This is a genomic window from Nonomuraea sp. NEAU-A123 (genome assembly GCF_018603905.1).
Taxonomy (GTDB): domain Bacteria; phylum Actinomycetota; class Actinomycetes; order Streptosporangiales; family Streptosporangiaceae; genus Nonomuraea.
This window is the reverse complement of record NZ_JAHFZZ010000006.1, coordinates 625,123-648,612: the sequence shown is the minus strand read 5'-3', so window position 1 is coordinate 648,612 and position 23,490 is coordinate 625,123. Positions and strand designations below refer to the sequence as shown.

Below are 23,490 nucleotides of genomic sequence, written 5' to 3'. Positions count from 1 at the left end.
ACCGACCGACGACCAATCCGGTCACCGGACGCCCGACGAGCAGTCCAGCAGCGACGAGGGCCAGCAGCAGTGGCCCGACCACCACACTGACCCAACCGCTCCCCAAACAATCTCCGACGCACCATCAGCCACACCCACCTCGGCATCCGACACACCTTCGACCACAGCTACTCCCCGGCCCACTTCAGACACACCGACTGCCACTCCCACCTTCGATACGCCTTCCCCCACTACGTCGGATTCGTCATCAACCACCCCCACCCCCACAACATCCGACTCGCCCTCACCCACAGACACCCCCACGACACCGGGCTCGCCCTCACCCACGGATACCGCCACGACGTCGGACTCGCCGTCAGCCGCGGCCACCTCCGAAGCCGAGCCGACCGCCACCGCAACTGAAGCGACGCCCACCACTTCGTCCTCGCCCACGTCAACCGAGACCCCCACAACCAAACTCGCCACTGCGGAGGACACTGCTGCCACGCCGACGGCGTCCAGCACCACTCCAGGTGCTCTACCCACACACCTCAACGCCGCGATCACCAGCCCTTTGTCGAGCTTGTCCACGCCAACGGTGATCACCTCGGCCGTGGTGGTCGTAGCGGCCCTCCTGGCCGTACTCACGATGCTGGTGGCCAAGGCCCGCCGCGGGACCCGCTTGGCCACCGCCGGATACGTGGAACCCATCCCAACCCTCTCCCCCCACCCCAGCACTCCCGAGCCCGACGAAGGCGACCAGTGGAGGCTGCAACTCCTGGAAGCCATCGAGGCCGCCGCCGCCCTCGACGAACAGAAAAGCGCCCTACTCGGCGCGCTCAACGGACAGGGGAACCCGCGGCCCGAGCCCAGTTCGCCCGTACCCTTCTCCGACACGGACCCTCAGGAGACCGCCGCCTGGACTCCGCCATTCGAGTCCTTCAGTCCCCCCAGCCCCCTGGACTCGCCCGACCACGTCATCAATCCCCCGAAGACCTCTCCATTCAACCCCTTCGCCCCGGCCGAGAGCGACCCCGACTCGGAGTACCGCGGACGCAGGCGGCGCAGCGAACACCCCGCCACCGACGAGGGTGCCGCCGACGACACCCCACCAGGAGAAACCGGCCACTCCACCCCGTAGCCGGCGGCGAACACGGCCAGCCGGGACACCGCGTCCCGGCTGCGGGTCCAGGACGGTGCGATCAGCCTTTCCACGCCCAGCGCGATGCATCCATCGTGCGACTCATAGCGCGAGGAAGCGCAGTGAGCGCGCCGTTCTGGTGGTGGGCAGACCGGCCGGGCACATCGTGCGGGGATATTCATCGCCGAGCCGCAGCCCGAATCTTCGATGGAAGCTTCCGGGAGACAGCCAGCACGCTCCTATCCGTGAGCCGTCTCCGGACTGGAGGGGCGTTCTTGCAGGTCAACCATCCGACGGGGACACTCGCCGCCTCTCGTCCCCTGAACCGTCGCACGGTCTGTGTGAGCGATCGCACCCGGCCCTGTGGGCACAGTTGCCCCGACGCCCGGACGTCCGATAGGTGAAGGCTCTCCCACAACGCGCGGGCATGAGGACCTTGCGCAGCTGGACGATGCTGATCGCGTGCGTGCTCGCGCTGGCATCCTGCGCCGCCGAACCTTCGCCGGTGTCCGTCCCGCCGTCTTCAGCAGGCTCGCCGAAGACCGCCGCGTCGAGCGCAGTACCGCAGTCGTCCCCGGCGGCCTCCGCGGTTCCGGCACCTGGTCTGGGCGGTCGGTCAGTACGCGGAAGCGGAAGACGAAGATCCCTCGGAAGTTCTGCTGCGCGTGGACGGCTTGTGATGGCGGTCCGAGCAGGGAATAGAGGGTCGCAGCCGCGGCGCGCTCAGCTCGAACTTCAGAGCAGTGGACGCCGACGGGTCCGGCACCGCCTGGATCGTCGGCAGCGTCCACTCCATGGGGGAGGACAGCGCGGATACCGAACAGTTCCCCTTGGCCTTGCGCTGGGACGGCCGGGACTGGGAGATACACACGCCCTTCGAAGACTCGTGGGCCTGTACACGTCCTTCAAAGACCGCAAGGACCGTTGGCTGACCAACCGGCTGACCGACGCGCTGTGGACGGCCGGCGAACGGCGCTGATCGGGCTACGCGGCTCGGAGAACGCCGGTGGGCATGTCGTCCAGCGGCCGATGCACGGACTCGCACCCGGCGAGCTGGCACAGTGCGCCCCCCCCCGATGGCGCGCCGACGCGGATGAAGCTCCCCTCGGTGGAAGGTGAGTTCGCAGAGCGTCACCGCCTTCGCCGCTGACGACGTGTGGATGGCCGGTGTCGACCACGGCGACGACGAACAGCCCACGCAGGTCACGTTGCTGGACTACAACGGACGACGATGGACCCGCGACCACCGCGACGTCGGCGGCGAGATCCGCGGTGACGGCTTCACGATCACTCGTGTCCCCACCACCTCCCGTCTCCTGCCGGCCGGGAAGGCGTACTGCGGCGACGACACGAAACCCGTCCTCCACGTCCGCCGTTAGAAGGGGATGAGACGCCATGTAGCAACGGCCCGTCGGAGATCTGAGGCAGACGCCGTACTCAAGGCTGCGGACGGTACAAGGCTGTACGCCAACGTGGTGGTGTCCCTGCTCACTGGTTCGCGTACGAAGAAACTCAGGGCCCTGACGTGGGATCACGTCGATCTGGAAGGAGATACGGGGGCGGTCTCTCTCGTGCCTCCGCATGTGACGGTGCGGCGGTCGGTACGTGCGGACGGGGACACGAAGACGCGCAAGTCCCGGCGCATGCTGGCCCTGCCTCGCCGATGCGTTGAGAAACTCGGGCCGCGTCGTGAGGACCAGCGCCGCGAGCAGGGCAACTCCTGGACCACCGGCGGATCGGTGTTCGCCTGGTCATCCGGTACGGAGCCGCGAGCTGCACCATAGCTTCGTCTCGCCACTCTCGGACAACGGCATCCCGCTGAGGAGATCTCCCGGCTCGTTGGCCACAGCAGCACGGCCGTGACCGAGGCCGTATAGCGCAAGCAGATCAGCCCGTTCTCCAGGCCGGTGACGTGGCCATGGACCGCATCTTCGAGGGCGGCGCGGAGCCGTAGTCATTCAGAAGGCCACTCCCGATCACGGGAGTGGCCTTCTGGCTGGTCGGGGCGACAGGATTTGAACCTGCGACTTCTTGCTCCCAAAGCAAGCGCGCTGCCAAGCTGCGCCACGCCCCGTCTCGCCGGGTACGCACGCGCTCCGTGACTCCGGTACGCTTACGCCCTGACGACCGGATGAAGTCTAGACCAGACTTCGACTGGTTCGCGCGGACGTAGCTCAATGGTAGAGCCCTAGTCTTCCAAACTAGCTACGCGGGTTCGATTCCCGTCGTCCGCTCTCACGATGAAAGGCCAGGTCATCCGTATGGGATGGCTTGGCCTTCGCGATCTTCGCCACATCTTTCCGATCTTCCGTGCCCGATGCCTTTTCCGAGGTGCCCCCACGCTGGTGGTGGACGTTCTGGGCATGGCCCTGAGACGGCATGAGCGGGCAGGCAGGATGACGCTCGCGCTAGAGGTGGTCCGCGGTCGGCTCGTGCTCAGCGGAAGCTCGGCGCTGCTGAAACCGGCCTTCTTCATCGGAAATCGGCTTGGTTCACGCGTAGAGGAACCAGTAGCCGTTCTCGTAGGAGCACCGGAAGGAAGTCCACCAGCCCCACTGGATGCCCAGGTTCCCGCCGTTGTAGCAGTCGGACTGCAGGTAGTAGGCGTACCGGATGCTTTCGGCCTGCGCGGGTCCGGTGGTCATGGACAGCAACACGCCGGTGGCCAGAGCGGCGGAGACGAGCAGGGCCCGTACCTTGCGCATCCGATTCCTCCAAGGGGCATCGTACGAGGGACGCGGTCGCGGAGAACCCGTGGACCGCCGACTGGCTCGCGGCTTGGTGAGCGGTACTCGCACTATCGCATCGGCGACCGGCGCGGGACAGGTCCGCAGTCCCTCTGCTGAGTCGTTGCGGGCATGACCACGGTCTATGGGGAGGGCGGCGTGTGGAGAGCGTGAAAGGTTCATTCCGCCCTGGATCGTGAGGCGATCGCAGCCCACCGTGCCCACTGCTGAGGCTTGGTGCGCCTGGGGAAGCGAGGCTGGTACGCGGGGGCGAGGCGCCGGAGATGGCCTGGTATCTGTGGTTTGCTCGAAGCTCGCGAACTCGAAGCTCGCGAATACGCCGAGTCCCTGGGAGCCAACGCGTGAGCCGATCCGGCGAAGTCCTCTACGTCATCGTGTGCGCGGCCGGACCGGCCAAGGACGTCAGCCGCCTGGTGAGCATGGCTCAGGCGGAGGGCTGGATCGTGCAGATCATCGCCACGCCCGCCGCGCTCGCCTTCATCGAAGGTGCGGCGTTGGAGCGGCAGACCGGTCGTCCCGTCCTCAGCCAGTACCGCAGGCCGGACGAGCCGAAGGCGCCACGAGCGGACGCGATCATCGTCGCGCCGGCGACCTACAACACGGTCAACAAGTTCGCCCAGGGCATTGCCGACACCTATGCGCTCGGGCTCCTCTCCGAGGCCCCGGGGCTTGGGATTCCGGTCGTCGTCATGCCCTTCGTCAACAGTGCGCTTGCGGCACGCGCGCCCTTCGTACGTAGTGTCGAAGGCCTGCGCGCCGAAGGGGTTCGTGTGGTGTTCGGGGCCGGCCAGTTCGAGCCCGACGCCTCGGGCTCCGGAGACGACCTCATCGACGCCTACCCCTGGAAACTCGCGCTCGCCCACCTTGGCGAATCGGGCTCTTAGGAGTCGTCGCGGTCGGTTTCGCCTGTTTTCGCGCCTCGTGAGCCAAGCTCGGTTACGCTCATGATCTCGGAAAACGGGGCGTGCCCGATAGGGAGGCCGTATGGCGGACAAAGGGATCACGACGATTGGCCGGTGCTACGGCTGCAAACGCACTTTCGGCTTCGACCCGGAACGCGTCACCATGTTCCTGGTCGACCCCGATACCGCACTTCCCCCGAACATGACCCCGCAGGGCACAACGCGCGAACCCACGCCGGAAGCGCTGGCCCGGTCGAGGCACGTACCCATCTGCCCCGACTGCGTGCGCAGGGCCGAGCAGCGGGCCAGGCAGGACGACGACTCCACGTGGCCGCGCGGCACCGCCTGATCGACCGCGCTCAGCCGCGGTGTGACCGCGTAGGCTCGGATCGATGCGTGCGCGAGCGATCTCCCGAGAGGCCCTGGTCGAGGAGTTGGCCGAGCGGATCGCGGGTCTGCCTCGCGGGTCTTACGCGCGGGTCGCCGTCGACGGAGCGCCGCCCGCCCACCCCGAACGGCTGGCGGACGAGCTGGTCGCGCCGCTCAGGATGCGGGGCAGGGCCGTGTTGCGGGTGTCGGCCGCCGATTTCCTGCGGCCCGCGTCCCTCAGGCTCGAGTACGGCCGTACGAACCCCGACGCCTTCTACGACGACTGGCTCGACACGGGAGCGCTGACCCGGGAGGTGCTCGGGCCGCTGGGGCCTCGGGGCTCCGGCAAGGTGCTGCCAGCGCTCTGGGACAGCCGGGCCGACCGCGCGTACCGCCTGCCGTACCAGACGCTGCCTGAAGGGGCTGTGCTGCTGCTGGACGGGACGCTGCTGCTGGGGCGGGGGCTGCCGTTCGAGGTGAGCGTGCATCTGTGGCTGTCCGAGGGGGCGCTGGGGCGGATGACCGGGGCGGACGAGCGGTGGCGGCTGCCTGCCTACGCGCGCTACGAGCGGGAGGCCGATCCGCTGCGGGGCGCCGACGTGGCGGTGCGCGCTGATCATCCCGCGCGTATGGCGGTGCTGATTGAGGGAGCGCGGTAACCGGCGCACACTGAGTCGGTGACTCCCAGCAACTGGTATAACATCGTTCCCGATCTGCCCGCGCCGCCGCCTGCGCCGCTGCATCCGGGCACGCGGCAGCCGGTGGGACCCGACGATCTGGCGCCGCTGTTCCCGTTGGAGCTGATCGGCCAGGAGGTGAGCACGGAGCGGTATGTCGCCATCCCGCAGGAGGTGCTCGACGTCTACCGGCTCTGGCGGCCGACCCCGCTGCTCCGGGCGCGCCGGCTGGAGAAGGCGCTCGGCACGCCTGCCCGGATCTACTACAAGTACGAGGGCGTCTCCCCCGCCGGGTCGCACAAGCCGAACACCGCCGTCCCGCAGGCGTTCTACAACGCCCGCGAAGGCGTACGGCTACTCACCACGGAGACCGGCGCGGGGCAGTGGGGCTCGGCGCTGGCCTTCGCCTGCGCGCAGTTCGATCTGGAGTGCCAGATCTGGATGGTCCGCGCTTCCTATGATCAGAAGCCCTACCGGCGCTCGCTCATGCAGGTGTACGGCGCGACGGTGCACGCCAGCCCCTCGACCGTGACCGGGTCGGGCAGCAAGGTGCTGGCGGACGACCCCGACTCGCCCGGCAGCCTCGGCATCGCGATCAGTGAGGCGGTCGAGGTGGCGGGCGCGAATCCCGACGCTCGCTACGCGCTCGGCTCAGTGTTGAATCACGTGCTCATGCACCAGACCGTGATCGGTGAGGAGGCGCTGGCCCAGTTGGAGGAGATGCCCGATCTGATCATCGGCTGCACCGGAGGCGGTTCGAACTTCGCCGGGCTCACCTTCCCGTTCCTGCGCGAGAAACTGGCCGGGAACCTCGACGTGACGCTGCGCGCCGTCGAGCCCGACGCCTGCCCGTCGTTCACGCGGGGCGTCTACGCCTACGACTTCGGCGACACGGCGGGCTTCACGCCGCTGCTCAAGATGCACACGCTGGGCCACGGGTTCGTGCCCGATCCGATCCACGCGGGCGGGCTGCGCTATCACGGCATGTCGCCGTTGCTGTCGCACATGTACGAACTCGGCCTGTTCGAGGCGGTGACCAGATCGCAGACCGAGTGCTTCGAGGCAGGTGTGCGCTTCGCGCGTACCGAGGGCATCGTTCCGGCACCCGAGCCGACGCACGCGCTGGCCGAGACCATCGCCGAGGCGCTGCGGTGCAGGGAGAGCGGCGAGGAGAAGGTGATCCTGACCGCGCTGTGCGGGCACGGCCACTTCGACCTGGCCGCCTATGACCGTTACCTGTCCGGGGACATGGAGAACTACGCCCTCCCGCAGGAGCGCATCGATGAGGCCCTGCACGACCTGCCCGGCTAGGCCGCTTCACCGGCCGGGGTGAAGGAGCTCACCGCGGCCGGTCCGCCGTCAGTTCGCGTTGGGGCGCTTGCCGTGGTTGGCCTTCTTCTTCTTGCGTGCCTTGGTCTTGCGGGAGCGCTTGGCCATGGATGCCTCCAATGATCGGTCCGCGTTCTCAACGTCTCGCGCCAGGGTCTTACCGCACAACCCATGCGACCTAACATTCCCCAACATATCCGTGTCATAATTTGGTGGAATCTGTTGGAAGGAGCGGGGGCGTGCTCGCACAGCAGCGCCAGCAGGCGATCCTCGAACGCGTGCGCAGCAGCGGCGGGGTTCGGGTGGCCGACCTCGTTCGCGAGCTCGGCGTCTCTGACATGACGGTCCGCCGCGACCTCGAGGTGCTCGCCGAGCGCGGGCTGCTGGAGAAGGTGCACGGCGGCGCGACCGCGCTGGGTCCCGGCTCGACCGAGGAGCCGGGCTTCACCGCCAAGTCCGCCCGCCAGCAGCAGGAGAAGGAGGCCATCGCGCGCCGCGCCGCCCAGTTGGTACGGCCCGGCACCGCGGTGGCGCTCTCGGCCGGGACCACGACCTGGGCCCTGGCCCACCACCTCATCTCGGTGCCCGAGCTCACGGTCATCACCAATTCGATCCCCGTGGCCGACGTCTTCCACCGCAACCCGCGCGCCGACCGCACGGTCGTGCTGACCGGCGGCGTACGCACACCGTCCGACGCCCTCGTCGGCCCGGTCGCGGTGGCCGCGATCCGCCGGCTGCACGTGGACACGTTGTTCCTCGGGGTGCACGGGATGAGCGTGCGGGCCGGGTTCACCACGCCCAACCTGCTGGAGTCGGAGACCGACAGGGAGCTGGTGACCGCGGCGCACCGGCTGGTCATCCCCGCCGACCACACCAAGTGGAACACGGTCGGCATCAGCACGATCGCCGAACTGACCGAGGCCGACGTGGTCATCAGCGACTCGGGGCTGCCCGAGGAAGCACGCATGGAGCTGGGCGAACGCGCCGGCGAACTGATCATCGCGGAGGACTCGCAGTGAAACGCACCATCACCCACCTGGCCGACGGCCGAGAGCTGATCTACTTCGACCGGCGCGACGACGCCGACCGGAGCGCGATCGACCGGCGGGCGCTCGACCCCAGGCCGGTGGCGTCGGAGCTGCGCTACGATCCGCTCACCGAGGAGTGGATCGCGATGGCGGGGCACCGCCAGACGCGCACGTTCCTGCCGCCGGCCGACGAATGCCCGCTGTGCCCGTCGTCCGAGACACGGTCTTCGGAGATCCCGGCCCACGACTATGACGTGGTGGTCTTCGAGAACCGCTTCCCCTCTTTTTCCGGAAATTTCGGGACTTATGAGGATGCAGGGGGGCTCAGTGAGGTCCGGCCGGGGGTGGGGAGGTGTGAGGTGGTGTGCTTCACCTCCGAGCACTCGTCGTCGTTCTCGCGGCTCTCCGACGAGCAGGTGGGCCTGGTCATGGAGGCGTGGGCCGACCGTACGGCCGAACTGTCGGCGATCGAGGGCGTGGAGCAGGTGTTCTGCTTCGAGAACCGGGGCGAGGAGATCGGCATCACGCTGCCGCACCCGCACGGGCAGATCTACGCCTACCCGTACGTGACCCCGCGGACCAAGCTCCAGCTCGGCGCGGCCTCACGGCACCGGGGCGGCAACCTCTTCGCCGACGTGCTGGCGGCCGAGCGGGCCGCCGGGGTGCGCGTGGTGGCGGCCAACGAGCTGTGGACGGCGTTCGTGCCCGCCGCCGCCCGCTGGCCGTTCGAGGTGCACGTGTATCCGCACAGGCAGACGCCGGACCTGGCCGCGCTGACGGAGGAGGAACGCGCCGCCTTCGCGCCGCTCTACACCTCCGTGCTGCGGGCGCTCGACGGGCTGTTCGGTGTCGCCATGCCGTACATCTCGGCCTGGCACCAGGCGCCGGTGCGGCAGGACCGTGACCTGGCCTATCTGCACCTGGAGCTGTTCAGCATCAGGCGGGCGCCCGGGAAACTCAAGTATCTGGCGGGTTCGGAGTCGGCCATGGGCGCGTTCGTCAACGACGTCCTGCCAGAGGAAGCCGCACGCATGCTTCGATCACAGGTAGATCTCTAATTGATTTCCGCTTGAAGTCGCCATGACCTTGGGTTTACCACTAATATCCCCTGAAGCACCGACCGAAACTGTCGTTGCTGGCCTAATCCCGGGTGCGTGGCCCGGGAACCGGGGACCCATCGCATTTGGGGTGAATCCACTTAGGTGGTAAGGCGGCATCTCCCTGCCCGAACCCGTCAGCTAACCCGGTCGGCATAGGGAGAGGAACTCCTCACGTGGCGACTGCGTCCCCCACGAGTCTTGCCATCGGTCTCATCACCGCCGCCTCTGTGACCTTCGGAGCCTTCACGGCCGCACCGGCTCTGGCCGCGCCGACTTCGGCCGCCGCGCCCAAACCCAGCGAAGCCCAGCTCCGCGCGGAGCTGAAGGAGCTCGACCAGAAGGTCGACAAACTCATCGAGACCTACAACCTCAAACGCGTCGAACTCGCCAAGGCGAAAGACGACTCGGAGACGGCCAAGGAGCGGCTCGCGGCGGCGGATGCCAGCCTCGTCACCGCCCAGAAGCGCGTCGCCGAGCTCGCACGGCTGCAGTACCAGAACGGCACCGGCTCGCTGCCCAGCCTCGCACTGCCGGCCGACAGCTCCAGCGCGGCGGTGCTGGCGCAGCTCACGGCCGAGCAGCAGGCGATCGTGCAGAGCGTGGCCACCGCGAGGAACGAGAAGAAGACGGCCGCGGACCAGGCGACCGCCCTGGAGTCGAAGATCCGCGATGACGCGGCCAACGTGGCCAAGCAGCGGGACGACGCGCAGGACGTCATCAAGGACATCCAGAAGAAGCTGAAGGGCCTCATCCCGTTCGGCCCCGGCCGCCGCTCCGACGGTAGCTGGGCGCCCGAACTGCCGTCGGGCACCGACAACATCACCGCCCGCATGCGGGTGATCCGCGGGCTGATCCAGAAGGACTTCTCCCTGCCGTTCGAGGTCGGCTGCTTCCGCTCGGGCGGCGGCGGCGAGCACCCGCTGGGGCGCGCGTGCGACTTCATGATGAGCACCGGCGGCACCATGCCCAGCGGGGCCCACCAAGCACTTGGCGACCGCATCGCGGCCTGGGCGATCGAGAACAAGGACAAGCTCGGGGTCAAGTACGTGATCTGGAAGCAACGGATCAACCAGGGCTCGGGCTGGAGCCCGATGTCCGACCGCGGCAGCATCACCGAGAACCACTTCGACCATGTGCACATCTCGATGTTCTGACAAGGTGACCATTAGCCTGGGCGGCCGAGAAAGGTTGGATCGCCTCGTGTTCGATGACATCGTCGCTCGTTATCACAACATGCTGGACTACCTCGGGCTCGACACCTTCGCGTACACGGTGACGGTCCCCGACGCCGGGGTTCTGTCGGTCGAGGATGCCGTGAGGCGGCTCCACTTCGACCAGCCCCCCAATGAGCCGCACCGCAGGGGTGCCCTCCACCTCTATCAGGTCGGCTCCGGGGTCGTCACTCTGGACTGGGTCAACCTCGGTGACCGTGAGCAGATGATCCAGAGGCTCGCCGGCGACGGCTTCCGGCATTGGTACGTGTCCTTCGACATCAACGGCAGCACCAGCATGTACGTCCGTTACGGGATCGCCGAGGGATACCTCGACCATCCCGAGCCGGCCTCCTTGCCGTCCACGCCATGGACGGACCTCCTCGGTCCCCTGATTCCCTTCACCAAGATCCTCGCCGGCGGCTATGACAGCGAGGGCGCGGAGGCATCAGTGGACATCACGGCGGCGTGCCTAGCCGTGGTAGAGCTGGAAAGCGGCGTTCGCCTCGACGAGGACTTGATGCACAGCGCTCATTCGGCGCTGCCGATCCCCATCCAGGCCATGGCGCCGGCCGGCACCTGAGGTGGTGATTCAGCGGCTGAGATAGTGGCTGGTCAGCGCGGACCAGACAATGAGCACGTCCAACGCCGTCCGGGGACTGGTCGCCTGAAAGCGCACGGTACGCGCGCCCGTCCGCTCGGTGCCCGGGACCAGGGCGGCCATCTCCGCGGCGCCATTGGGTCGTAGTTCGGCCTCGATGGCCAATTCGTCGGGGATGGTCACCGGCCGAATGGCTCCCGAGATGGCGCTTGCCACCGCGCGGGCCGCCCCGGCGGCGATGGCCTCCCGGGCGACCGCCGGATGCTTGCTGCGCGCCGCCGTACGTCCCAGCGCCGTCTTCACCGGGACGGTGACCACGCCGGGGAACGCCTTCTCCGCGACCGCGCAGATCACGTCGTCCCCTGTCACCAGCCCTACCGGGACGCCCATGGCCGCGGCCACCAGGGCGTTGAGTTCGGCCTCGCCGATAGAGCGGCCGTTGAGCCGTACGTCGGCGAATCCACCACCGCTGTAGGTGTGCGCCAGGACGCCGGCCGGGTCCGCCGCTCCGGCGTGGTAGCCGACGAACAGCACGACCCCGGTCTGCGGTGTCACTTCCTGCACCATGTCCAACGGCTTGGGGTCTCCGACAACGTAGTCGGCGCGCCGGTCGAGCTGCTCGCCGAGCAGGTTGTCGGCCGGGCCGTGACTGTCGTTGACCACCACGGACGTGGCGCCGCCGTCGAAGGCGCCGGCCACCGCGGCGTTCGCCTCGGCGGTCATCAGTGCCCGCGCGATCGGGTAATCGTGTCCACCCGGGTGAATCTGCTGCTTCGTGGCGATGCCCGCGACGCCTTCTAAGTCCACCGAGATCAGCACGTCCACCATGAACCTCGCTTTCGCGGGTTGCGTCGTACCTGCCAGGAGGCGGGTCAGCCGGTGAGTGTGAGCGGGTTGATCAGGTCGGCGTAGACGAGCAGGCCGGCCATGATGATCATGACGAAGGCCAGGGCGTAGGTGAGCGGGAGCACCTTGGCGATGTCCACGTACCCGGGCTCGGGGCGGCGCCTGACGCGGGCATAGGCGCGCTTGAGGCCCTCCCAGAGGCCGCCCGCGATGTGGCCGCCGTCGAGCGGCAGCAGCGGGATGAGGTTGAACATGCCGATCGCCAGGTTGAACCCGGCCAGCAGGTTGACCAGGAAGGCGACCTTCTTCTCGCCCGACAGGTCGGAGGAGAGGATCTCGCCGCCCATGCGCCCGGCGCCCACGACGCCGACCGGGCCCTCGGGATCGCGCTTGTCGCCGGAGAAGGCGGCGTGCCACACGCCGACCATCTTCTGCGGCAGGTTCAGCAGTGATTCGGCGACCCGGCCGGTGAGCTGGCCCATGTAGCCGATGACGACGCCGACGCTCTGCTGCTCCATGACCTCGGTGGGCATGACGCCGAGGAAGCCGACGTTCTTGTCGATCTTCTTCGGGTCGGTGGGCGACGGCCGGTCCTGGGCGATGAGCGTGACGTTGAGCGTCATCGGCTTGCCGGCGCGGACGATGCCGACGGCGACGGGGCCGGGACCGTGCGAGCGGATCAGGCGGGTGGCGTCGTCCCACGTGTTGATCTTCTGGCCGGCGAAGGAGACGAGCCGGTCGCCGGGCTTCATGCCGGCCTTGGCGGCGGGTGTCGGCTGGTCGGTGGCCCGGCAGTCGGTCCGCTGCTCGCTGATCGGGATCACGCAGGTGTTGGTCTGCGGGGACACCACAGGGGTCAGCGCAGGCAGGCCGATGCCGACGAGCAGGACGGAGAAGAGGATGAACGACAGCACGAAGTTCATGAACGGGCCGCCGGACATGATGATGACCTTCTGCCACCACTTCTTCCGGTAGAACACCCGCTCCTCGTCGCCCGGCCGCACCTCTTCCTGCGCCACGTCGCGGGCGGACTCGATGAGGCCCTGGAACGGGCCCGTGGAGCTGCTCCTCAGCCTGGTCGGATCATCGCCGGGCCGTGGCGGCAGCATGCCGATCATGCGGATGTAGCCGCCCAGGGGGATCCACTTGATGCCGTACTCGGTCTCGCCCCGCCGGATGGACCAGGCGGTCGAGCCGAAGCCGACCATGTACTGGGGCACCCTGACGCCGAAGATCTTGGCAGGCACCAGGTGGCCGAGCTCGTGCAACGCGACGGACGCCATCAGCCCGATCAGGAAGACGATGATCCCCGCGAGGTAAAGCCAGTTCATCTAGTCCCGCTCCAGGGCAGACAGAAGGTCCCGACAGCCCCCAGAGTAGTCGAAGTCCTCACACCTCGATGGCTTGCGCACCCTTTGCGGACCCGGCAGATTACGTTGACAGTACGCAATCAAGCGATCACTCTGGGAGATGACGGAGGTGGGAGCCTTGATCCGGATTCTGATCGCCGAGCATCTGCCGCTGGTCCGGCGTGGACTGGTCGCTTCGCTCGACGCGGAGCCCGACCTGAAGGTGGTCGCCGAGGTGGCGGACGCGGAAGGCGTCCTGCCCGCGGCGGCGGCGTGCGCGCCCGACACCGCGGTCATCGATCTGGACCTGCCCGGCGGGGGCGGCCTGTTTCCCGCGGCCCGGCTGCGCGAGCAGGGGTGCCACGTGCTCATCCTGTCGGCGCAGGCCAAGCCCGGTCAGGTGCGCAGGGCGTTCGCCACGCACGCGCTCGGCTTCATGAGCCTCGACGTCGCGCCCGAGCAGCTCGCCGAGAGCCTGCGACTGGTCGCCGCCGGGCGCCGCGCGGTCGACTCCGACCTGGCGATCGCCGCGCTCCAGTCGGCCACCAACCCGCTGACCAGGCGCGAGCTGGACGTGCTGCGGATCGCGGCGGGCGGGGCGCGTTCGACGGAGATCGCCGACCAGCTCTTCCTGTCGGTCGGCACCGTACGCAACCATCTGTCGCGGATCATGTGCAAGACCGGGGCCCGCAATCGCATCGACGCGGTACGCATCGCGAGCGACTCCGGCTGGCTGTGAGAACTGGCTTTTAGGACCGGGTCCCGGTGAAGCCGCGCCGCTCCACCGGGACCCGGAGCGGTGAACCCTTCGAGGATCTCAAGATCGATCAGGCGCTGCCAGTGACCGCGTTCATCGCTTGACCCGTGTGATTCGTCACGGGCGCCAGATGAGGACCAGCGCGCAGTCGTCGTTGTGGCCCGACGCCATGGCGTTGACCAGGAGGCGAGCGCCGTCGCGGAACCCCGAGGGGAGCAGCCGCTCGGCCTCCCCGAGCAGCTTGTCGAGCCCGGCGTCGATGTCGCGTCCCGGCTGTTCGATCAGCCCGTCGGTGTAGAGCAGCAGCGCGTCGCCCTTGCGCAGGGTGCCGCTGTCGGGCTCGCAGTGCAGGTCGGGAACCACGCCGAGGACGACGCCCTTGGCCGTGGCGACCTGCCAGTTGCCCGTGCCCGCGTCGAACTTGACCACCGGCGGATGGCCGGCCGAAGTGATCGTGTAGTCGCCCGTCGCCAGGTCGAGGCGTACGTGCACGGCCGTCACGAAGCCCTCGTCACCGCGCTGGCGGTGCAGGTAGGTGTTGCAGGCCGGCAGGAAGTCGACGCCCGAGCCGAGCAGCCCGCCGAACGTGCCGGACAGCAGCAGCGCTCTGGTGCCCGCGTCGACGCCCTTGCCCGACACGTCGACGAGCGCGATCTCCACCTCGTCGTCATTGCGCATGGAGACCAGGAAGTCGCCGCCGAAGGAGGAGCCGCCCGCCTGCTTGAGCACGACCTTGCCGCCCCAGTCCTTGGGCAGCGGGGGCAGCTCGCCCTGGCTCCTGAGCCGGTCGCGCAGCTCCAGCAGCATGGCGTCGCCGCGCAGCCCCTGCACGCCGAGCTTGCCGCGGGTGCGGGCCATCAGCACCGCCAGCACCGTGGTGAAGCCGATCGTCACCATGAGCCCCATGCCGATCTGGCCGATCCCGAGCGTCCCGGCGATGTAGCCGAGCGAGATGACCACCGCGACGAGCAGCTTGATCAGACTGCTCAGCCGGAGCTGCAACCCGCCTACAAGGAGGATGAGGATGAGCAGCGAGGGTGAGAACCATTCCGTCGAGATCTGCGCAGCCAGCAGTCCGATGACGAGCGTCAGCATCGTCAACGTGACCGTCAGGTTGCGGTCTCGGGCCAAGGAGCCTCTCCTGAGGAACCGGACCGCGGACACCAGAAACGGCACCCGCACAAGGATTGCGCGGAGCCGTGGTGGAATAAGCGGCGCCGGACGGGAACTCATGATGCGCCTGACTGTATCGGTCTGGCCTCCCTTTGGGCAGCCCACTTGACCAAGGCCTTGATCATTAAGGACGTATATTGGGTGGCCCTCCCCCTTTGCCCGCTCCTACCTTGGACGGATGACGTATCCGATCCGTCCGGTGGATGAGGCCGAGTGGCCGGCGTTCGCCGATGTGCTCTCCGAAGGGTTCGGCTGGACGCCACATCCCCAGGAGTCAGAACGATTCAAGGCGCAGACCGAGTTCGATCGGACGCTCGCCGCGTTCGACGGTGACGTGATCGCCGGTGTCACCGCCGTCTTCTCCTTCACCATGACGGTCCCCGGCGCGCAGATCCCGGTCGCGGGCGTGACGGCGGTCAGCGTGCTCCCCTCCCATCGCCGTCGCGGCGTGCTGTCGAGCCTGATGCGCCGGCAACTGTCCGACGTGCGCGAGCGCGGCGAGTCCGTCGCCGCCCTGTACGCCTCCGAGTCCGTCATCTACGGCAGGTTCGGGTACGGCAGAGCGTCGAGCGAGATGGGGTTCAGCGTCCCCAAGCACGGCTCGGCCTTCGTCGCGAACGCCCCCACGGACCCGACACTCCGCATCAGGGTGGCCAAGCCGGCCGAGGCCCGAGCCGAGTTCGAGCGGCTGTTCGCCTCCGTCGTGCCCGCACGCCCCGGGCGTTATCTCCGTGACGAGCACTTCTGGACCGCCGTACTGGCCGACGAGGAGTTCGACCGGCACGGCAACGGGCAGCTCCGCTCGGTGATCGCCGAGGATGACCGGGGCGTGCGCGGTTACGCGCTGTTCAGGATCAAGGCGAACTGGGACGACGACGGCGTGCCCAACGGGCTACTGAAGCTGCAGGAGCTGGAGGCGGCCGACCCCGCCGCCCGCGCGCTGCTGTGGCGCAGCGTGCTCGATCGCGATCTGATCTCCCGGGTGGAGGGCGGCAGGCCGGTCGACGACGCGCTCATCGCGCTGCTCGCCGACCCGCGGCAGCTCCGGGCGAGCTGCACGGACGAGCTGTGGGTACGCCTCGTGGAGGTGGACAAGGCGCTGACCTCGCGGGCGTACTCGTCGGCCGTCGACGTGGTGATCGAGGTCGAGGACGACGTGTGCCCGTGGAACGCCCGCCGCTGGCGGCTCAGCGCCGACACCTCCGGCGCCGAGTGCAAGCCGGTGGAGGACGAGCCCGACATGTCGCTGCCGGTCGCCTCGCTCGGCTCGGCGTACATGGGCGACGGCCTGCTCGCGGCGCAGCTCGACGCGGGGCTGCTGCGCGAGCACTCGGCGGGCTCGGTGCGCAGGCTCGACGCGGCCATGGCCTGGAGCCCGAAGCCGTGGACGGGGCTGTCCTTCTGACCTCGACCGTTCTGACGTCGGCTCTTCTGACGTCGGCTCTTCTGACGTAGGCTCGCGGGCATGGCGCTGCAGAGCTTGCAGATCACCGCGATCACCGCGATGCGGGCCCGCGACGTGTCGCGGCCCTCCAAGGAGCAGCAGGAGGCCGCCGACCGGCGGCCCCTGCGTGACGAGATGCCCAAGCGCGACCCCAAGCGGAGAGCTTAGGGCAGGGAGGGCAGCTGGCCGATCGTCTCGTAGGTGGCCACCTGCGCGATGCGACGGGCGTGGCGCTCCGAGCCGGAGAACTGCGTGGCGAGGAAGGTCTCCACGAAGCCCGTCGCCTCGTCGGCGGAGTGCATGCGCGCGCCGAGGGAGACCACGTTGGCGTTGTTGTGCTCGCGGGCGAGCCTGGCCGTCTCCTCGCTCCAGGCCAGGGCGGCCCGGATGCCCCGCACCTTGTTGGCGGCCATCTGCTCGCCGTTGCCCGACCCCCCGATGACGATGCCCAGGCTGCCGGGATCGCCGGCGACGCCCTCGGCGGCCCGCAGGCAGAACGCCGGATAGTCGTCCTCGGCGTCATAGACGAACGGACCGCAGTCGGTCACGTCGTGGCCGTGGTCCTTGAGCCAGGACACGAGGTGGTTCTTGAGCTCATAGCCGGCATGGTCGGCACCGATGTAGACACGCACGCGACCAGTCTTCCACAGCGCCGCCCACGGGCATCGCACCAGCGCGTCGGCTGGCTAGAGTAAGGACCCATCGGTTAACCAGTCCTTACGGGAGCAGACCATCATGCGCGAGATCCGCGTCGTCGGCGATCCTGTGCTGCGCACGCCCGCCGAGCCTGTCGAAGGCTTCGACCGCGAGCTGCGCCGCCTCATCGACGAGATGTTCCAGGCGATGTACGCGGTGGACGGCGTCGGCTTGGCCGGACCGCAGATCGGGGTGTCGCGGCGGCTGTTCGTCTATGACATCAGCGGGCGCAAGGGGCACATGGTCAATCCCCTCCTGACCGTGGACGATCCGGAAGAGGCGCTGGACGAGGAGGGCTGCCTGTCGGTGCCCGACCGGCAGACGGGCACGCCGATCTACGCCCCGGTGGCGCGGGCCTCGGGCGTGACCGTCGAGGGATTCGACCGGCTCGGCCGCCCGCAGCGGGTCAAGGCGCGCGGCTCACTGGCCCGCTGCTTCCAGCACGAGAGCGAGCACCTCGACGGGAAGCTGTACGTCGACCGGCTGCCGAAGACGGAGTCCCGCAAGATCATGCTCAGGACGTAGGTTGACGGCATGAGCGATTTTTCGGGCAAGGGCGCGCTGGTAACAGGTGGCTCCCGGGGCATCGGCCGGGCCATCGTCGAGCGGCTGGCCGGTGACGGGGCCGATGTGATCTTCACCTATCGCAGCGATTCCGCGGCGGCCAAGCAGGTGGCCGCGGCGACCGGAGCACATGCCGTACAAGCCGACCAAGGGGATCGGGCCGATCTGGACCGGCTGTTCGCCGAGGCGGAGGAGCGGTTGCCTGGGCTCGACATCCTGATCGGCAACGCGGCGCAGACCGGCAAAGGGCTCATCGCCGATATTACGGACGAGACCTACGAGCGGGTGTTCGCGGTCAACGCGCGCTCGACGTTCCTGGCCATCCAGTGGGCGGGGCGGGTGATGCGCGACGGGGGGCGGATCATCAACCTCTCGACGCTCAACACCCGTGTGCCCGGTCCGGGGATCTCCCTCTACGCGGCGAGCAAGGCCGCGATCGAGCAGTTCACCAAGGTCGCGGCGCGCGAGCTGGGCGGGCGCGGCATCACGGCCAACATCGTCTCCCCCGGCGCGACCGACACCGACATGCTGCGCGACAGCAACCCGCCCGAGGCGCTTCAGGGGATGCCCGCGCTCACCGCGTTGCAGCGGCTGGGGCAGCCCGACGACATCGCGGCCGTGGTCGCGTTCCTGGCCGGACCCGACGGACGGTGGATCACGGGACAGAACCTGCTGGCGACCGGCGGCATGCTGCTCTAAAGCTGCATTGCCTTGATCTCCAGGAACTCCTCCAGCCCGTGTTCGCCCAGTTCGCGGCCGATGCCCGACTGCTTGTAGCCGCCGAACGGGGCGAGTGGGTTGAAGGCGCCGCCGTTGATCGCCACCTGCCCGGTGCGCAGCCTGCGGGCCACCGCGACCGCGCGTTCCTGGGTGCCCGCCCACACCGCGCCGGCCAGGCCGTAGGGAGTGTCGTTGGCGATGCGTACGGCCTGCTCCTCGCTGGTGTACGGGATGATCGACAGGACCGGGCCGAAGATCTCCTCCTGCTCGATCGTCATGCCCGGCTCGACCGCGGCGAAGACGGTCGGTTCGACGTAGAAGCCGCGCGCGTGCGGAGGCTCGGTGCCGCCGGTCACCAGCCTGGCGCCCTCTTCCTCGCCGCGGTTGATGTAGCGGATGACGCGGTCGCGCTGGGCCGCGGAGACGAGCGGGCCGATCCGGGTGGCCTCGTCGAACGGGTCGCCCACGGTGTAGCGGCGCGCCGTGTCGACGGCCAGGTGGACCGCGTCGTCGTACTGGTCGCGGTGGACGATCATGCGGGTCCAGGCCGAGCAGGTCTGGCCGGCGTTGATGAAGCAGTTGGCGATGCCGACCTTGACGGCGGCGCCCAGGTCGGCGTCGGGCAGGATCAGGTTGGCGGACTTGCCGCCGAGCTCCAGCGCCACCCGCTTGACCGACTCGGCCGCCAGCGACGCCACCCGGCGCCCGGCGGCCGTGGAGCCGGTGAAGGTGATCATGTCGACGTCCGGGTGCGCGGCCATGGCCTCGCCCACCACCGGGCCGCGCCCGCTGACCAGGTTGAACACGCCGGCGGGCAGACCCACCTCGTGGAAGATCTCGGTCAGCGCGTACGCCGCCAGCGGCGCCACCTCGGACGGCTTGAGCACGACCGTACAGCCGGCGGCCAGGGCCGGGGCGACCTTGCAGATGATCTGGTGCAGCGGGTAGTTCCACGGGGTGATCGCGGCGACCACGCCCACCGGCTCCTTGATCACCAGCGAGTTGCCGACGCGCGACTCGCGCGGATGGCTCTCGGCCAGCCGGGCGTAGGAGGTCAGCACGCCCGCGGGCATCAGCGTCTGCACCTTGAGCGCGAAGCCCAGGGGTGAGCCCATGTCGGTCGCGATGGTCTTGGCGATGTCGCCGGCCCGCTCGGTCAGCAGCTCGGCGACGGCGGCCAGCAGCTTGCCGCGCTCGGCGGCGGGCGTGGCCGACCATGAGGGGAAGGCGTTGCGCGCGGCGCGTACGGCCGCCTCTACGTCGTCGGGGGCGCCGGCCGGCACCCGGTCGATGATCTGCTCCGTGGCCGGGTTGACGACCTCGATGGGCTCGCCGGAGACCGAAGCGGTCCAGGCACCGCCGATGTACAGCTGACGCATAGCCCCCATCCTTGCGCGCCGGCCGTCGCAAAGCGAGGGCGCGGCGCCTCGTGCGGCTCCTCCAAAGGAGGGTACGGCCGGGCGCGAAGGATGGACGCGTAGTGCGCCGCTACATTTCAGCCACTACGAGCTGAAAGTCAGTCGAAGCTCGGTCGCCGGGTGCGCGAGCGCTTGAGCTCGAAGAAGTCGTCGAACTCGGTGACCAGCAGCACACCGTCCCAGAGCCGGCCCGCGTCCTCGCCCCGCGGGATGGTGGTGACCACCGGCCCGAAGAAGGCGTTGGCGCCGACGCGGATGACGGGGGTGCCGACTTCCTGGCCGACCAGGGTGATGCCCTCGTTATGCGATTTGCGGATGGCCTCGTCGTACTCCGTCGAGTCCATGGCCTCGGCGGCGAGGCCCTTGTCGAGGCCCACGGCCTCGAGGGACTCCTCGGCGATGGCGAGCAGGGTGCCGAGTTCGCGGTCGCGGCCCTCGTTGTGCAGGCGGGTGCCGAACTCGGTGTAGAGGCGACCGATGTACTCCTCGCCGTGCCGGTCGGCGGCAGCCGCGATGACGCGGACGAGCTGCTGGCCCTTGGCGCTCGACGCGCGGTAGTCGTCGGAGACGTCCTTATCCTCGTTGAGAACGTACAGGCTCATAATGCGCCAGCGAGGATCAATCGCACGGACCTTCTCGACTTCGAGTAGCCATCGTGACGTTACCCAGGCAAATGGGCAGAAAGGATCGAACCAAAGCTCTACGGGGGTCGTGTCTGTCACGTGGGCCATAACCTGGGGTATCGATGTCCTATTCCTTGCGTGGCAGGATACCGACAAAATATGACGAAGTGGCGAAAAGGAGTGGAACTTGGCAGGCAACCTGACCCGGGACGAGGCTCGCGAGCGCGCCCGGCTGTTGAAGGTCGAGTCGTATGAGGTCGCACTCGACCTGACCGAGGGAGACGAGCGCTTCGAGAGTGTCACGACCGTCCGGTTCAGCAGCACCCAGCCGGGGTCGGCCACGTTCATCGATCTCCACGGCGCGCACGTCCGCAAGGTCACGCTCAACGGTGCCGACCTCGACGTCTCCGCCTACGACGCCGAGAAGGGACGCTTCCCGCTCCCCTCCCTGGCCGAGTCGAACGAGCTGCGCGTCGACGCCGACTGCGTCTACATGCGCAGCGGCGAGGGGCTGCACCGCTTCGTCGACCCGGTGGACCAGAAGATCTACCTGCACAGCCAGTTCGAGACGGCCGACGCGCACCGCATGTACGCCTGTTTCGACCAGCCCGACCTCAAGGCCACCTTCCAGCTCACCGTGCTGGCCCCGGACGACTGGGAGGTCGTCTCCAACGCGGCGGTCACCTCGGTCGAGCGGCTGCCCGAGCAGGTCGGCAAGCACGGCGCGGTGCCGGCGACCAAGCGCTGGCTGTTCCCGGCCACACCGGTCATGTCGACCTACATCACGGCGCTGGTGGCCGGTCCGTACCACAAGGTGAGCTCCGAGCACGACGGCATCCCGCTGGGCATCTACTGCCGCGCCTCGCTCGCCGAGCACCTGGACTCCGACAACATCCTGGAGGTCACCCGGCAGGGCTTCGACTTCTTCCACCAGGTGTTCGGCGTCCGCTATCCGTTCGGCAAGTACGACCAGTTGTTCGTGCCCGAGTTCAACGCCGGCGCGATGGAGAACGCGGGCTGCGTGACGTTCCTGGAGGACTACATCTTCCGCTCCAGGGTCACCGACGCCGTCGTCGAGCGGCGCGCGGAGACGATCCTGCACGAGATGGCGCACATGTGGTTCGGCGACCTCGTGACCATGCGCTGGTGGGACGACCTGTGGCTGAACGAGTCGTTCGCCACCTACATGTCGGTGCTCGCCCAGTCCGAGGCGACCCGGTGGGGCAAGGGCGCCTGGACGACGTTCGCGAACGTGGAGAAGTCCTGGGCCTACCGCCAGGACCAGCTTCCGTCCACGCACCCGATCGCCGCGGACATTCCCGACATGCAGGCGGTCGAGGTCAACTTCGACGGCATCACGTACGCCAAGGGCGCCTCGGTGCTCAAGCAACTGGTCGCGTACGTCGGGCTGGACAACTTCCTGGCCGGGGTGCGCGACTACTTCAGCGAGCACGCCTGGGGCAACACCGAGCTGAAGGACCTGCTCGGCGCGCTGGAGCGGACCTCGGGGCGCGACCTGTCGTCGTGGTCGAAGGAGTGGCTGGAGACCTCCTGGGTCAACACGCTGCGCCCGTCGTTCACGGTCGCCGACGGCCGCTTCGAGACCTTCGAGGTGCTGCAGGAGGCGCCCGCCGACTACCCGACGCTGCGCTCGCACCGCGTCGCGGTCGGCCTGTACTCACTGGCCGACGGCGTGCTGACGCGGACCAAGCGGGTCGAGCTGGACGTGGTGGGCGCCCGTACGGCCGTCGCGGAGCTGGTCGGAGAAGAGCAGCCCGACCTGGTCCTGGTCAACGACGACGACCTGACCTACGCCAAGATCCGCCTGGACGAGCGGTCGCTGCGGACGCTGGTCGACGGCGGCATCGCCGCCTTCACCGAGTCGCTGCCCCGGGCCCTGTGCTGGTCGGCCGCGTGGGACATGACCCGTGACGGCGAGATGTCCACCCGTGACTACGTCAAGCTGGTCATCTCGGGCATCGGCACGGTCAAGGACATCACGGTCCTGCAGACCGTACTCCGGCAGGCGCGGATGGCCGTGCAGCAGTACGCCGACCCGGCGTGGCGGGCCGAGGGCCTGTCGCTGCTGGCCACCGAGCTGCGGTCGCTGCTGGCCACGGCGACGCCGGGCTCCGACCCTCAGCTCGCCTTCCTGCAGGCGTTCGCGCCCACGGCCACCTCCGACGCCGACCTGGCGATCATCTCGGGCATCCTCGACGGCTCGGCCGTGCCCGAGGGGCTGACCGTCGACACCGATCTGCGCTGGACGCTCATCCACGCGCTGGTCGTAGGCGGCAAGCTGAGCGGTGCCGACATCGACGCCGAGCTGGCGCGTGACGCCACCGCCACCGGCGAGCGGTCCGCCGCGCTGTGCCGGGCGGCCATCCCGACGGCCGAGGGCAAGGCCGCCGCGTGGGCCGCGATCGTGGGGGGCAAGCTGGCCAACCACATCGCCCGTACGACGGTCAACGGCTTCCAGGATCCGCACCACCCGGAGCTGCTGGCGCCGTACCGGGAGAAGTACTTCGCGGAGATCGGCCGGATCTACCGGGAGTGGACGTTCGACCAGGCGCAGACGTTCACGGTCGGCTGCTTCCCCTCGCTGCTCATCGAGCCCGAGACCGTGCGGGCGGCGGAGGACTACCTGGCCAACGAGCAGCCGCCGCAGGCGCTGCGCCGGATGATCCTGGAGGGCGCCGACGGCGTCAGCCGCGCGCTGCGCAACCGCGCGAAGGACGCGTCCTAGCACGTAGCTCTTGAGAAGGGGGCCTCCGGTGGCGGAGGCCCCCTTTCGTGTTCCCGGACTCTTGACAGCG

General features: G+C 68.7%; 25 protein-coding genes, 2 tRNA genes and 1 riboswitch. Of the genes, 17 read left to right on the top strand and 10 right to left on the bottom strand.

Annotation, left to right across the window (positions count from 1 at the left end; genetic code table 11):
* Nucleotides 1–21: 21 nt before the first annotated feature.
* On the bottom strand, nucleotides 22–570 hold the full coding sequence (locus KLK06_RS22125; protein ID WP_214637431.1) for a hypothetical protein: 549 nt from the start codon (nucleotides 568–570) through the stop codon (nucleotides 22–24).
* Between KLK06_RS22125 and KLK06_RS22120 the strand changes: the two genes are divergently transcribed.
* Nucleotides 563–1,120 carry a hypothetical protein gene (locus tag KLK06_RS22120; protein ID WP_214637430.1) on the top strand — a complete coding sequence of 186 codons (558 nt, stop codon included), beginning with the start codon at nucleotides 563–565 and terminating at the stop codon, nucleotides 1,118–1,120. The two genes, KLK06_RS22125 and KLK06_RS22120, sit on opposite strands and share 8 nt — an antisense overlap.
* A gap of 1,115 nt (nucleotides 1,121–2,235) precedes the next feature.
* On the top strand, nucleotides 2,236–2,499 hold the full coding sequence (locus KLK06_RS22115; RefSeq protein ID WP_214637429.1) for a hypothetical protein: 264 nt from the start codon (nucleotides 2,236–2,238) through the stop codon (nucleotides 2,497–2,499).
* 618 nt (nucleotides 2,500–3,117) lie between these two features.
* Here the strand turns inward: KLK06_RS22115 and KLK06_RS22110 are convergent.
* Nucleotides 3,118–3,194, bottom strand: a tRNA-Pro gene (locus KLK06_RS22110).
* Nucleotides 3,195–3,283: 89 nt separating this feature from the next.
* Between KLK06_RS22110 and KLK06_RS22105 the strand changes: the two genes are divergently transcribed.
* A tRNA-Gly gene (locus KLK06_RS22105) sits at nucleotides 3,284–3,354 on the top strand.
* Between the two features lie 258 nt (nucleotides 3,355–3,612).
* On the opposite strand, the gene KLK06_RS22100 is transcribed toward KLK06_RS22105, so the two are convergent.
* On the bottom strand, nucleotides 3,613–3,825 hold the full coding sequence (locus KLK06_RS22100) for a hypothetical protein (RefSeq protein WP_214637428.1): 213 nt from the start codon (nucleotides 3,823–3,825) through the stop codon (nucleotides 3,613–3,615).
* Between the two features lie 383 nt (nucleotides 3,826–4,208).
* Here KLK06_RS22100 and KLK06_RS22095 point away from each other — a divergent pair, with 383 nt between their 5' ends.
* The 4 genes from KLK06_RS22095 to KLK06_RS22080 all read left to right on the top strand — a co-directional run bounded on the left by KLK06_RS22095 (nucleotide 4,209) and on the right by KLK06_RS22080 (nucleotide 7,126).
* The gene (locus tag KLK06_RS22095) at nucleotides 4,209–4,751 is read left to right on the top strand and encodes a flavoprotein (protein ID WP_308168386.1); all 543 of its coding nucleotides are present in this window, start codon (nucleotides 4,209–4,211) and stop codon (nucleotides 4,749–4,751) included.
* Nucleotides 4,752–4,851: 100 nt separating this feature from the next.
* Nucleotides 4,852–5,118, top strand: coding sequence for a hypothetical protein (locus tag KLK06_RS22090; protein ID WP_214637426.1), 267 nt, complete (start codon nucleotides 4,852–4,854; stop codon nucleotides 5,116–5,118).
* A gap of 43 nt (nucleotides 5,119–5,161) precedes the next feature.
* Nucleotides 5,162–5,797 carry a uridine kinase gene (locus tag KLK06_RS22085; protein ID WP_214637425.1) on the top strand — a complete coding sequence of 212 codons (636 nt, stop codon included), beginning with the start codon at nucleotides 5,162–5,164 and terminating at the stop codon, nucleotides 5,795–5,797.
* Nucleotides 5,798–5,815: 18 nt separating this feature from the next.
* A complete protein-coding gene (locus KLK06_RS22080) occupies nucleotides 5,816–7,126 on the top strand; it encodes a TrpB-like pyridoxal phosphate-dependent enzyme (protein WP_214637424.1) in 1,311 nt (436 codons plus the stop codon).
* 48 nt (nucleotides 7,127–7,174) lie between these two features.
* On the opposite strand, the gene KLK06_RS63105 is transcribed toward KLK06_RS22080, so the two are convergent.
* Nucleotides 7,175–7,252 carry a 50S ribosomal protein bL37 gene (locus tag KLK06_RS63105; protein ID WP_372455117.1) on the bottom strand — a complete coding sequence of 26 codons (78 nt, stop codon included), beginning with the start codon at nucleotides 7,250–7,252 and terminating at the stop codon, nucleotides 7,175–7,177.
* A gap of 131 nt (nucleotides 7,253–7,383) precedes the next feature.
* On the opposite strand from KLK06_RS63105, the gene KLK06_RS22075 reads away from it, so the two are divergent.
* The 4 genes from KLK06_RS22075 to KLK06_RS22060 all read left to right on the top strand — a co-directional run bounded on the left by KLK06_RS22075 (nucleotide 7,384) and on the right by KLK06_RS22060 (nucleotide 11,066).
* Entirely contained in the window at nucleotides 7,384–8,163 is a 780-nt protein-coding gene (locus KLK06_RS22075; protein WP_214637422.1) for a DeoR/GlpR family DNA-binding transcription regulator, read from the top strand.
* Nucleotides 8,160–9,230: a galactose-1-phosphate uridylyltransferase gene (gene galT, locus KLK06_RS22070; RefSeq protein WP_214637421.1), complete on the top strand. Its 1,071-nt coding sequence runs from the start codon at nucleotides 8,160–8,162 to the stop codon at nucleotides 9,228–9,230. The genes KLK06_RS22075 and galT overlap by 4 nt, the downstream gene beginning before the upstream one ends.
* Before the next feature lie 69 nt (nucleotides 9,231–9,299).
* A riboswitch (cyclic di-AMP (ydaO/yuaA leader) is annotated at nucleotides 9,300–9,439 on the top strand.
* A gap of 6 nt (nucleotides 9,440–9,445) precedes the next feature.
* The gene (locus tag KLK06_RS22065) at nucleotides 9,446–10,426 is read left to right on the top strand and encodes a hypothetical protein (RefSeq protein ID WP_214637420.1); all 981 of its coding nucleotides are present in this window, start codon (nucleotides 9,446–9,448) and stop codon (nucleotides 10,424–10,426) included.
* A gap of 46 nt (nucleotides 10,427–10,472) precedes the next feature.
* Nucleotides 10,473–11,066 (top strand): hypothetical protein, encoded by a 594-nt coding sequence (locus tag KLK06_RS22060; protein WP_214637419.1) that lies wholly within the window; start codon nucleotides 10,473–10,475, stop codon nucleotides 11,064–11,066.
* A 9-nt stretch (nucleotides 11,067–11,075) separates the two neighbouring features.
* Here KLK06_RS22060 and KLK06_RS22055 read toward each other — a convergent pair whose 3' ends face one another.
* Complete coding sequence (locus KLK06_RS22055) at nucleotides 11,076–11,912, bottom strand: M55 family metallopeptidase (protein ID WP_214637418.1); 837 nt, start codon at nucleotides 11,910–11,912, stop codon at nucleotides 11,076–11,078.
* Nucleotides 11,913–11,956: 44 nt separating this feature from the next.
* Nucleotides 11,957–13,261, bottom strand: a complete 1,305-nt coding sequence (locus KLK06_RS22050; protein ID WP_214637417.1) for an RIP metalloprotease — start codon at nucleotides 13,259–13,261, stop codon at nucleotides 11,957–11,959.
* 157 nt (nucleotides 13,262–13,418) lie between these two features.
* Here KLK06_RS22050 and KLK06_RS22045 point away from each other — a divergent pair, with 157 nt between their 5' ends.
* Nucleotides 13,419–14,018, top strand: coding sequence for a response regulator transcription factor (locus KLK06_RS22045; protein WP_214637416.1), 600 nt, complete (start codon nucleotides 13,419–13,421; stop codon nucleotides 14,016–14,018).
* A gap of 135 nt (nucleotides 14,019–14,153) precedes the next feature.
* Here KLK06_RS22045 and KLK06_RS22040 read toward each other — a convergent pair whose 3' ends face one another.
* The gene (locus tag KLK06_RS22040) at nucleotides 14,154–15,269 is read right to left on the bottom strand and encodes a PP2C family protein-serine/threonine phosphatase (RefSeq protein ID WP_214637415.1); all 1,116 of its coding nucleotides are present in this window, start codon (nucleotides 15,267–15,269) and stop codon (nucleotides 14,154–14,156) included.
* Between the two features lie 118 nt (nucleotides 15,270–15,387).
* On the opposite strand from KLK06_RS22040, the gene KLK06_RS22035 reads away from it, so the two are divergent.
* Together KLK06_RS22035 and KLK06_RS22030 are read left to right on the top strand one after the other, a co-directional pair.
* Nucleotides 15,388–16,614 carry a GNAT family N-acetyltransferase gene (locus KLK06_RS22035; protein WP_214637414.1) on the top strand — a complete coding sequence of 409 codons (1,227 nt, stop codon included), beginning with the start codon at nucleotides 15,388–15,390 and terminating at the stop codon, nucleotides 16,612–16,614.
* 60 nt (nucleotides 16,615–16,674) lie between these two features.
* Complete coding sequence (locus KLK06_RS22030) at nucleotides 16,675–16,821, top strand: hypothetical protein (protein WP_214637413.1); 147 nt, start codon at nucleotides 16,675–16,677, stop codon at nucleotides 16,819–16,821.
* Here the strand turns inward: KLK06_RS22030 and KLK06_RS22025 are convergent.
* Nucleotides 16,818–17,285: a ribose-5-phosphate isomerase gene (locus KLK06_RS22025; RefSeq protein WP_214637412.1), complete on the bottom strand. Its 468-nt coding sequence runs from the start codon at nucleotides 17,283–17,285 to the stop codon at nucleotides 16,818–16,820. The two genes, KLK06_RS22030 and KLK06_RS22025, sit on opposite strands and share 4 nt — an antisense overlap.
* 103 nt (nucleotides 17,286–17,388) lie before the next feature.
* Between KLK06_RS22025 and def the strand changes: the two genes are divergently transcribed.
* Both def and KLK06_RS22015 read left to right on the top strand, forming a co-directional pair.
* Entirely contained in the window at nucleotides 17,389–17,874 is a 486-nt protein-coding gene (gene def / locus KLK06_RS22020) for a peptide deformylase (RefSeq protein ID WP_214637411.1), read from the top strand.
* Between the two features lie 9 nt (nucleotides 17,875–17,883).
* The gene (locus KLK06_RS22015) at nucleotides 17,884–18,612 is read left to right on the top strand and encodes an SDR family NAD(P)-dependent oxidoreductase (RefSeq protein WP_214637410.1); all 729 of its coding nucleotides are present in this window, start codon (nucleotides 17,884–17,886) and stop codon (nucleotides 18,610–18,612) included.
* On the opposite strand, the gene KLK06_RS22010 is transcribed toward KLK06_RS22015, so the two are convergent.
* Nucleotides 18,609–20,012, bottom strand: a complete 1,404-nt coding sequence (locus tag KLK06_RS22010) for an aldehyde dehydrogenase family protein (RefSeq protein WP_214637409.1) — start codon at nucleotides 20,010–20,012, stop codon at nucleotides 18,609–18,611. The two genes, KLK06_RS22015 and KLK06_RS22010, sit on opposite strands and share 4 nt — an antisense overlap.
* 137 nt (nucleotides 20,013–20,149) lie before the next feature.
* A complete protein-coding gene (locus tag KLK06_RS22005) occupies nucleotides 20,150–20,782 on the bottom strand; it encodes a DsbA family protein (RefSeq protein WP_214637408.1) in 633 nt (210 codons plus the stop codon).
* Nucleotides 20,783–20,861: 79 nt separating this feature from the next.
* On the opposite strand from KLK06_RS22005, the gene pepN reads away from it, so the two are divergent.
* Nucleotides 20,862–23,420 (top strand): aminopeptidase N, encoded by a 2,559-nt coding sequence (gene pepN / locus KLK06_RS22000; protein WP_214637407.1) that lies wholly within the window; start codon nucleotides 20,862–20,864, stop codon nucleotides 23,418–23,420.
* Nucleotides 23,421–23,490 lie beyond the last annotated feature (70 nt).

Coding starts and splice junctions, on each gene's coding strand:
- KLK06_RS22100 (WP_214637428.1), bottom strand. CDS start 3,825: ATGCGCAAGGTACGGGCCCTGCTCGTCTCCGCCGCTCTGGCCACCGGC.
- KLK06_RS22090 (WP_214637426.1), top strand. CDS start 4,852: ATGGCGGACAAAGGGATCACGACGATTGGCCGGTGCTACGGCTGCAAA.
- KLK06_RS22085 (WP_214637425.1), top strand. CDS start 5,162: ATGCGTGCGCGAGCGATCTCCCGAGAGGCCCTGGTCGAGGAGTTGGCC.
- KLK06_RS63105 (WP_372455117.1), bottom strand. CDS start 7,252: ATGGCCAAGCGCTCCCGCAAGACCAAGGCACGCAAGAAGAAGAAGGCC.
- KLK06_RS22055 (WP_214637418.1), bottom strand. CDS start 11,912: ATGGTGGACGTGCTGATCTCGGTGGACTTAGAAGGCGTCGCGGGCATC.
- KLK06_RS22050 (WP_214637417.1), bottom strand. CDS start 13,261: ATGAACTGGCTTTACCTCGCGGGGATCATCGTCTTCCTGATCGGGCTG.
- KLK06_RS22040 (WP_214637415.1), bottom strand. CDS start 15,269: ATGAGTTCCCGTCCGGCGCCGCTTATTCCACCACGGCTCCGCGCAATC.
- KLK06_RS22035 (WP_214637414.1), top strand. CDS start 15,388: ATGACGTATCCGATCCGTCCGGTGGATGAGGCCGAGTGGCCGGCGTTC.
- KLK06_RS22030 (WP_214637413.1), top strand. CDS start 16,675: ATGGCGCTGCAGAGCTTGCAGATCACCGCGATCACCGCGATGCGGGCC.
- def (WP_214637411.1), top strand. CDS start 17,389: ATGCGCGAGATCCGCGTCGTCGGCGATCCTGTGCTGCGCACGCCCGCC.
- KLK06_RS22015 (WP_214637410.1), top strand. CDS start 17,884: ATGAGCGATTTTTCGGGCAAGGGCGCGCTGGTAACAGGTGGCTCCCGG.
- KLK06_RS22010 (WP_214637409.1), bottom strand. CDS start 20,012: ATGCGTCAGCTGTACATCGGCGGTGCCTGGACCGCTTCGGTCTCCGGC.
- KLK06_RS22005 (WP_214637408.1), bottom strand. CDS start 20,782: ATGGCCCACGTGACAGACACGACCCCCGTAGAGCTTTGGTTCGATCCT.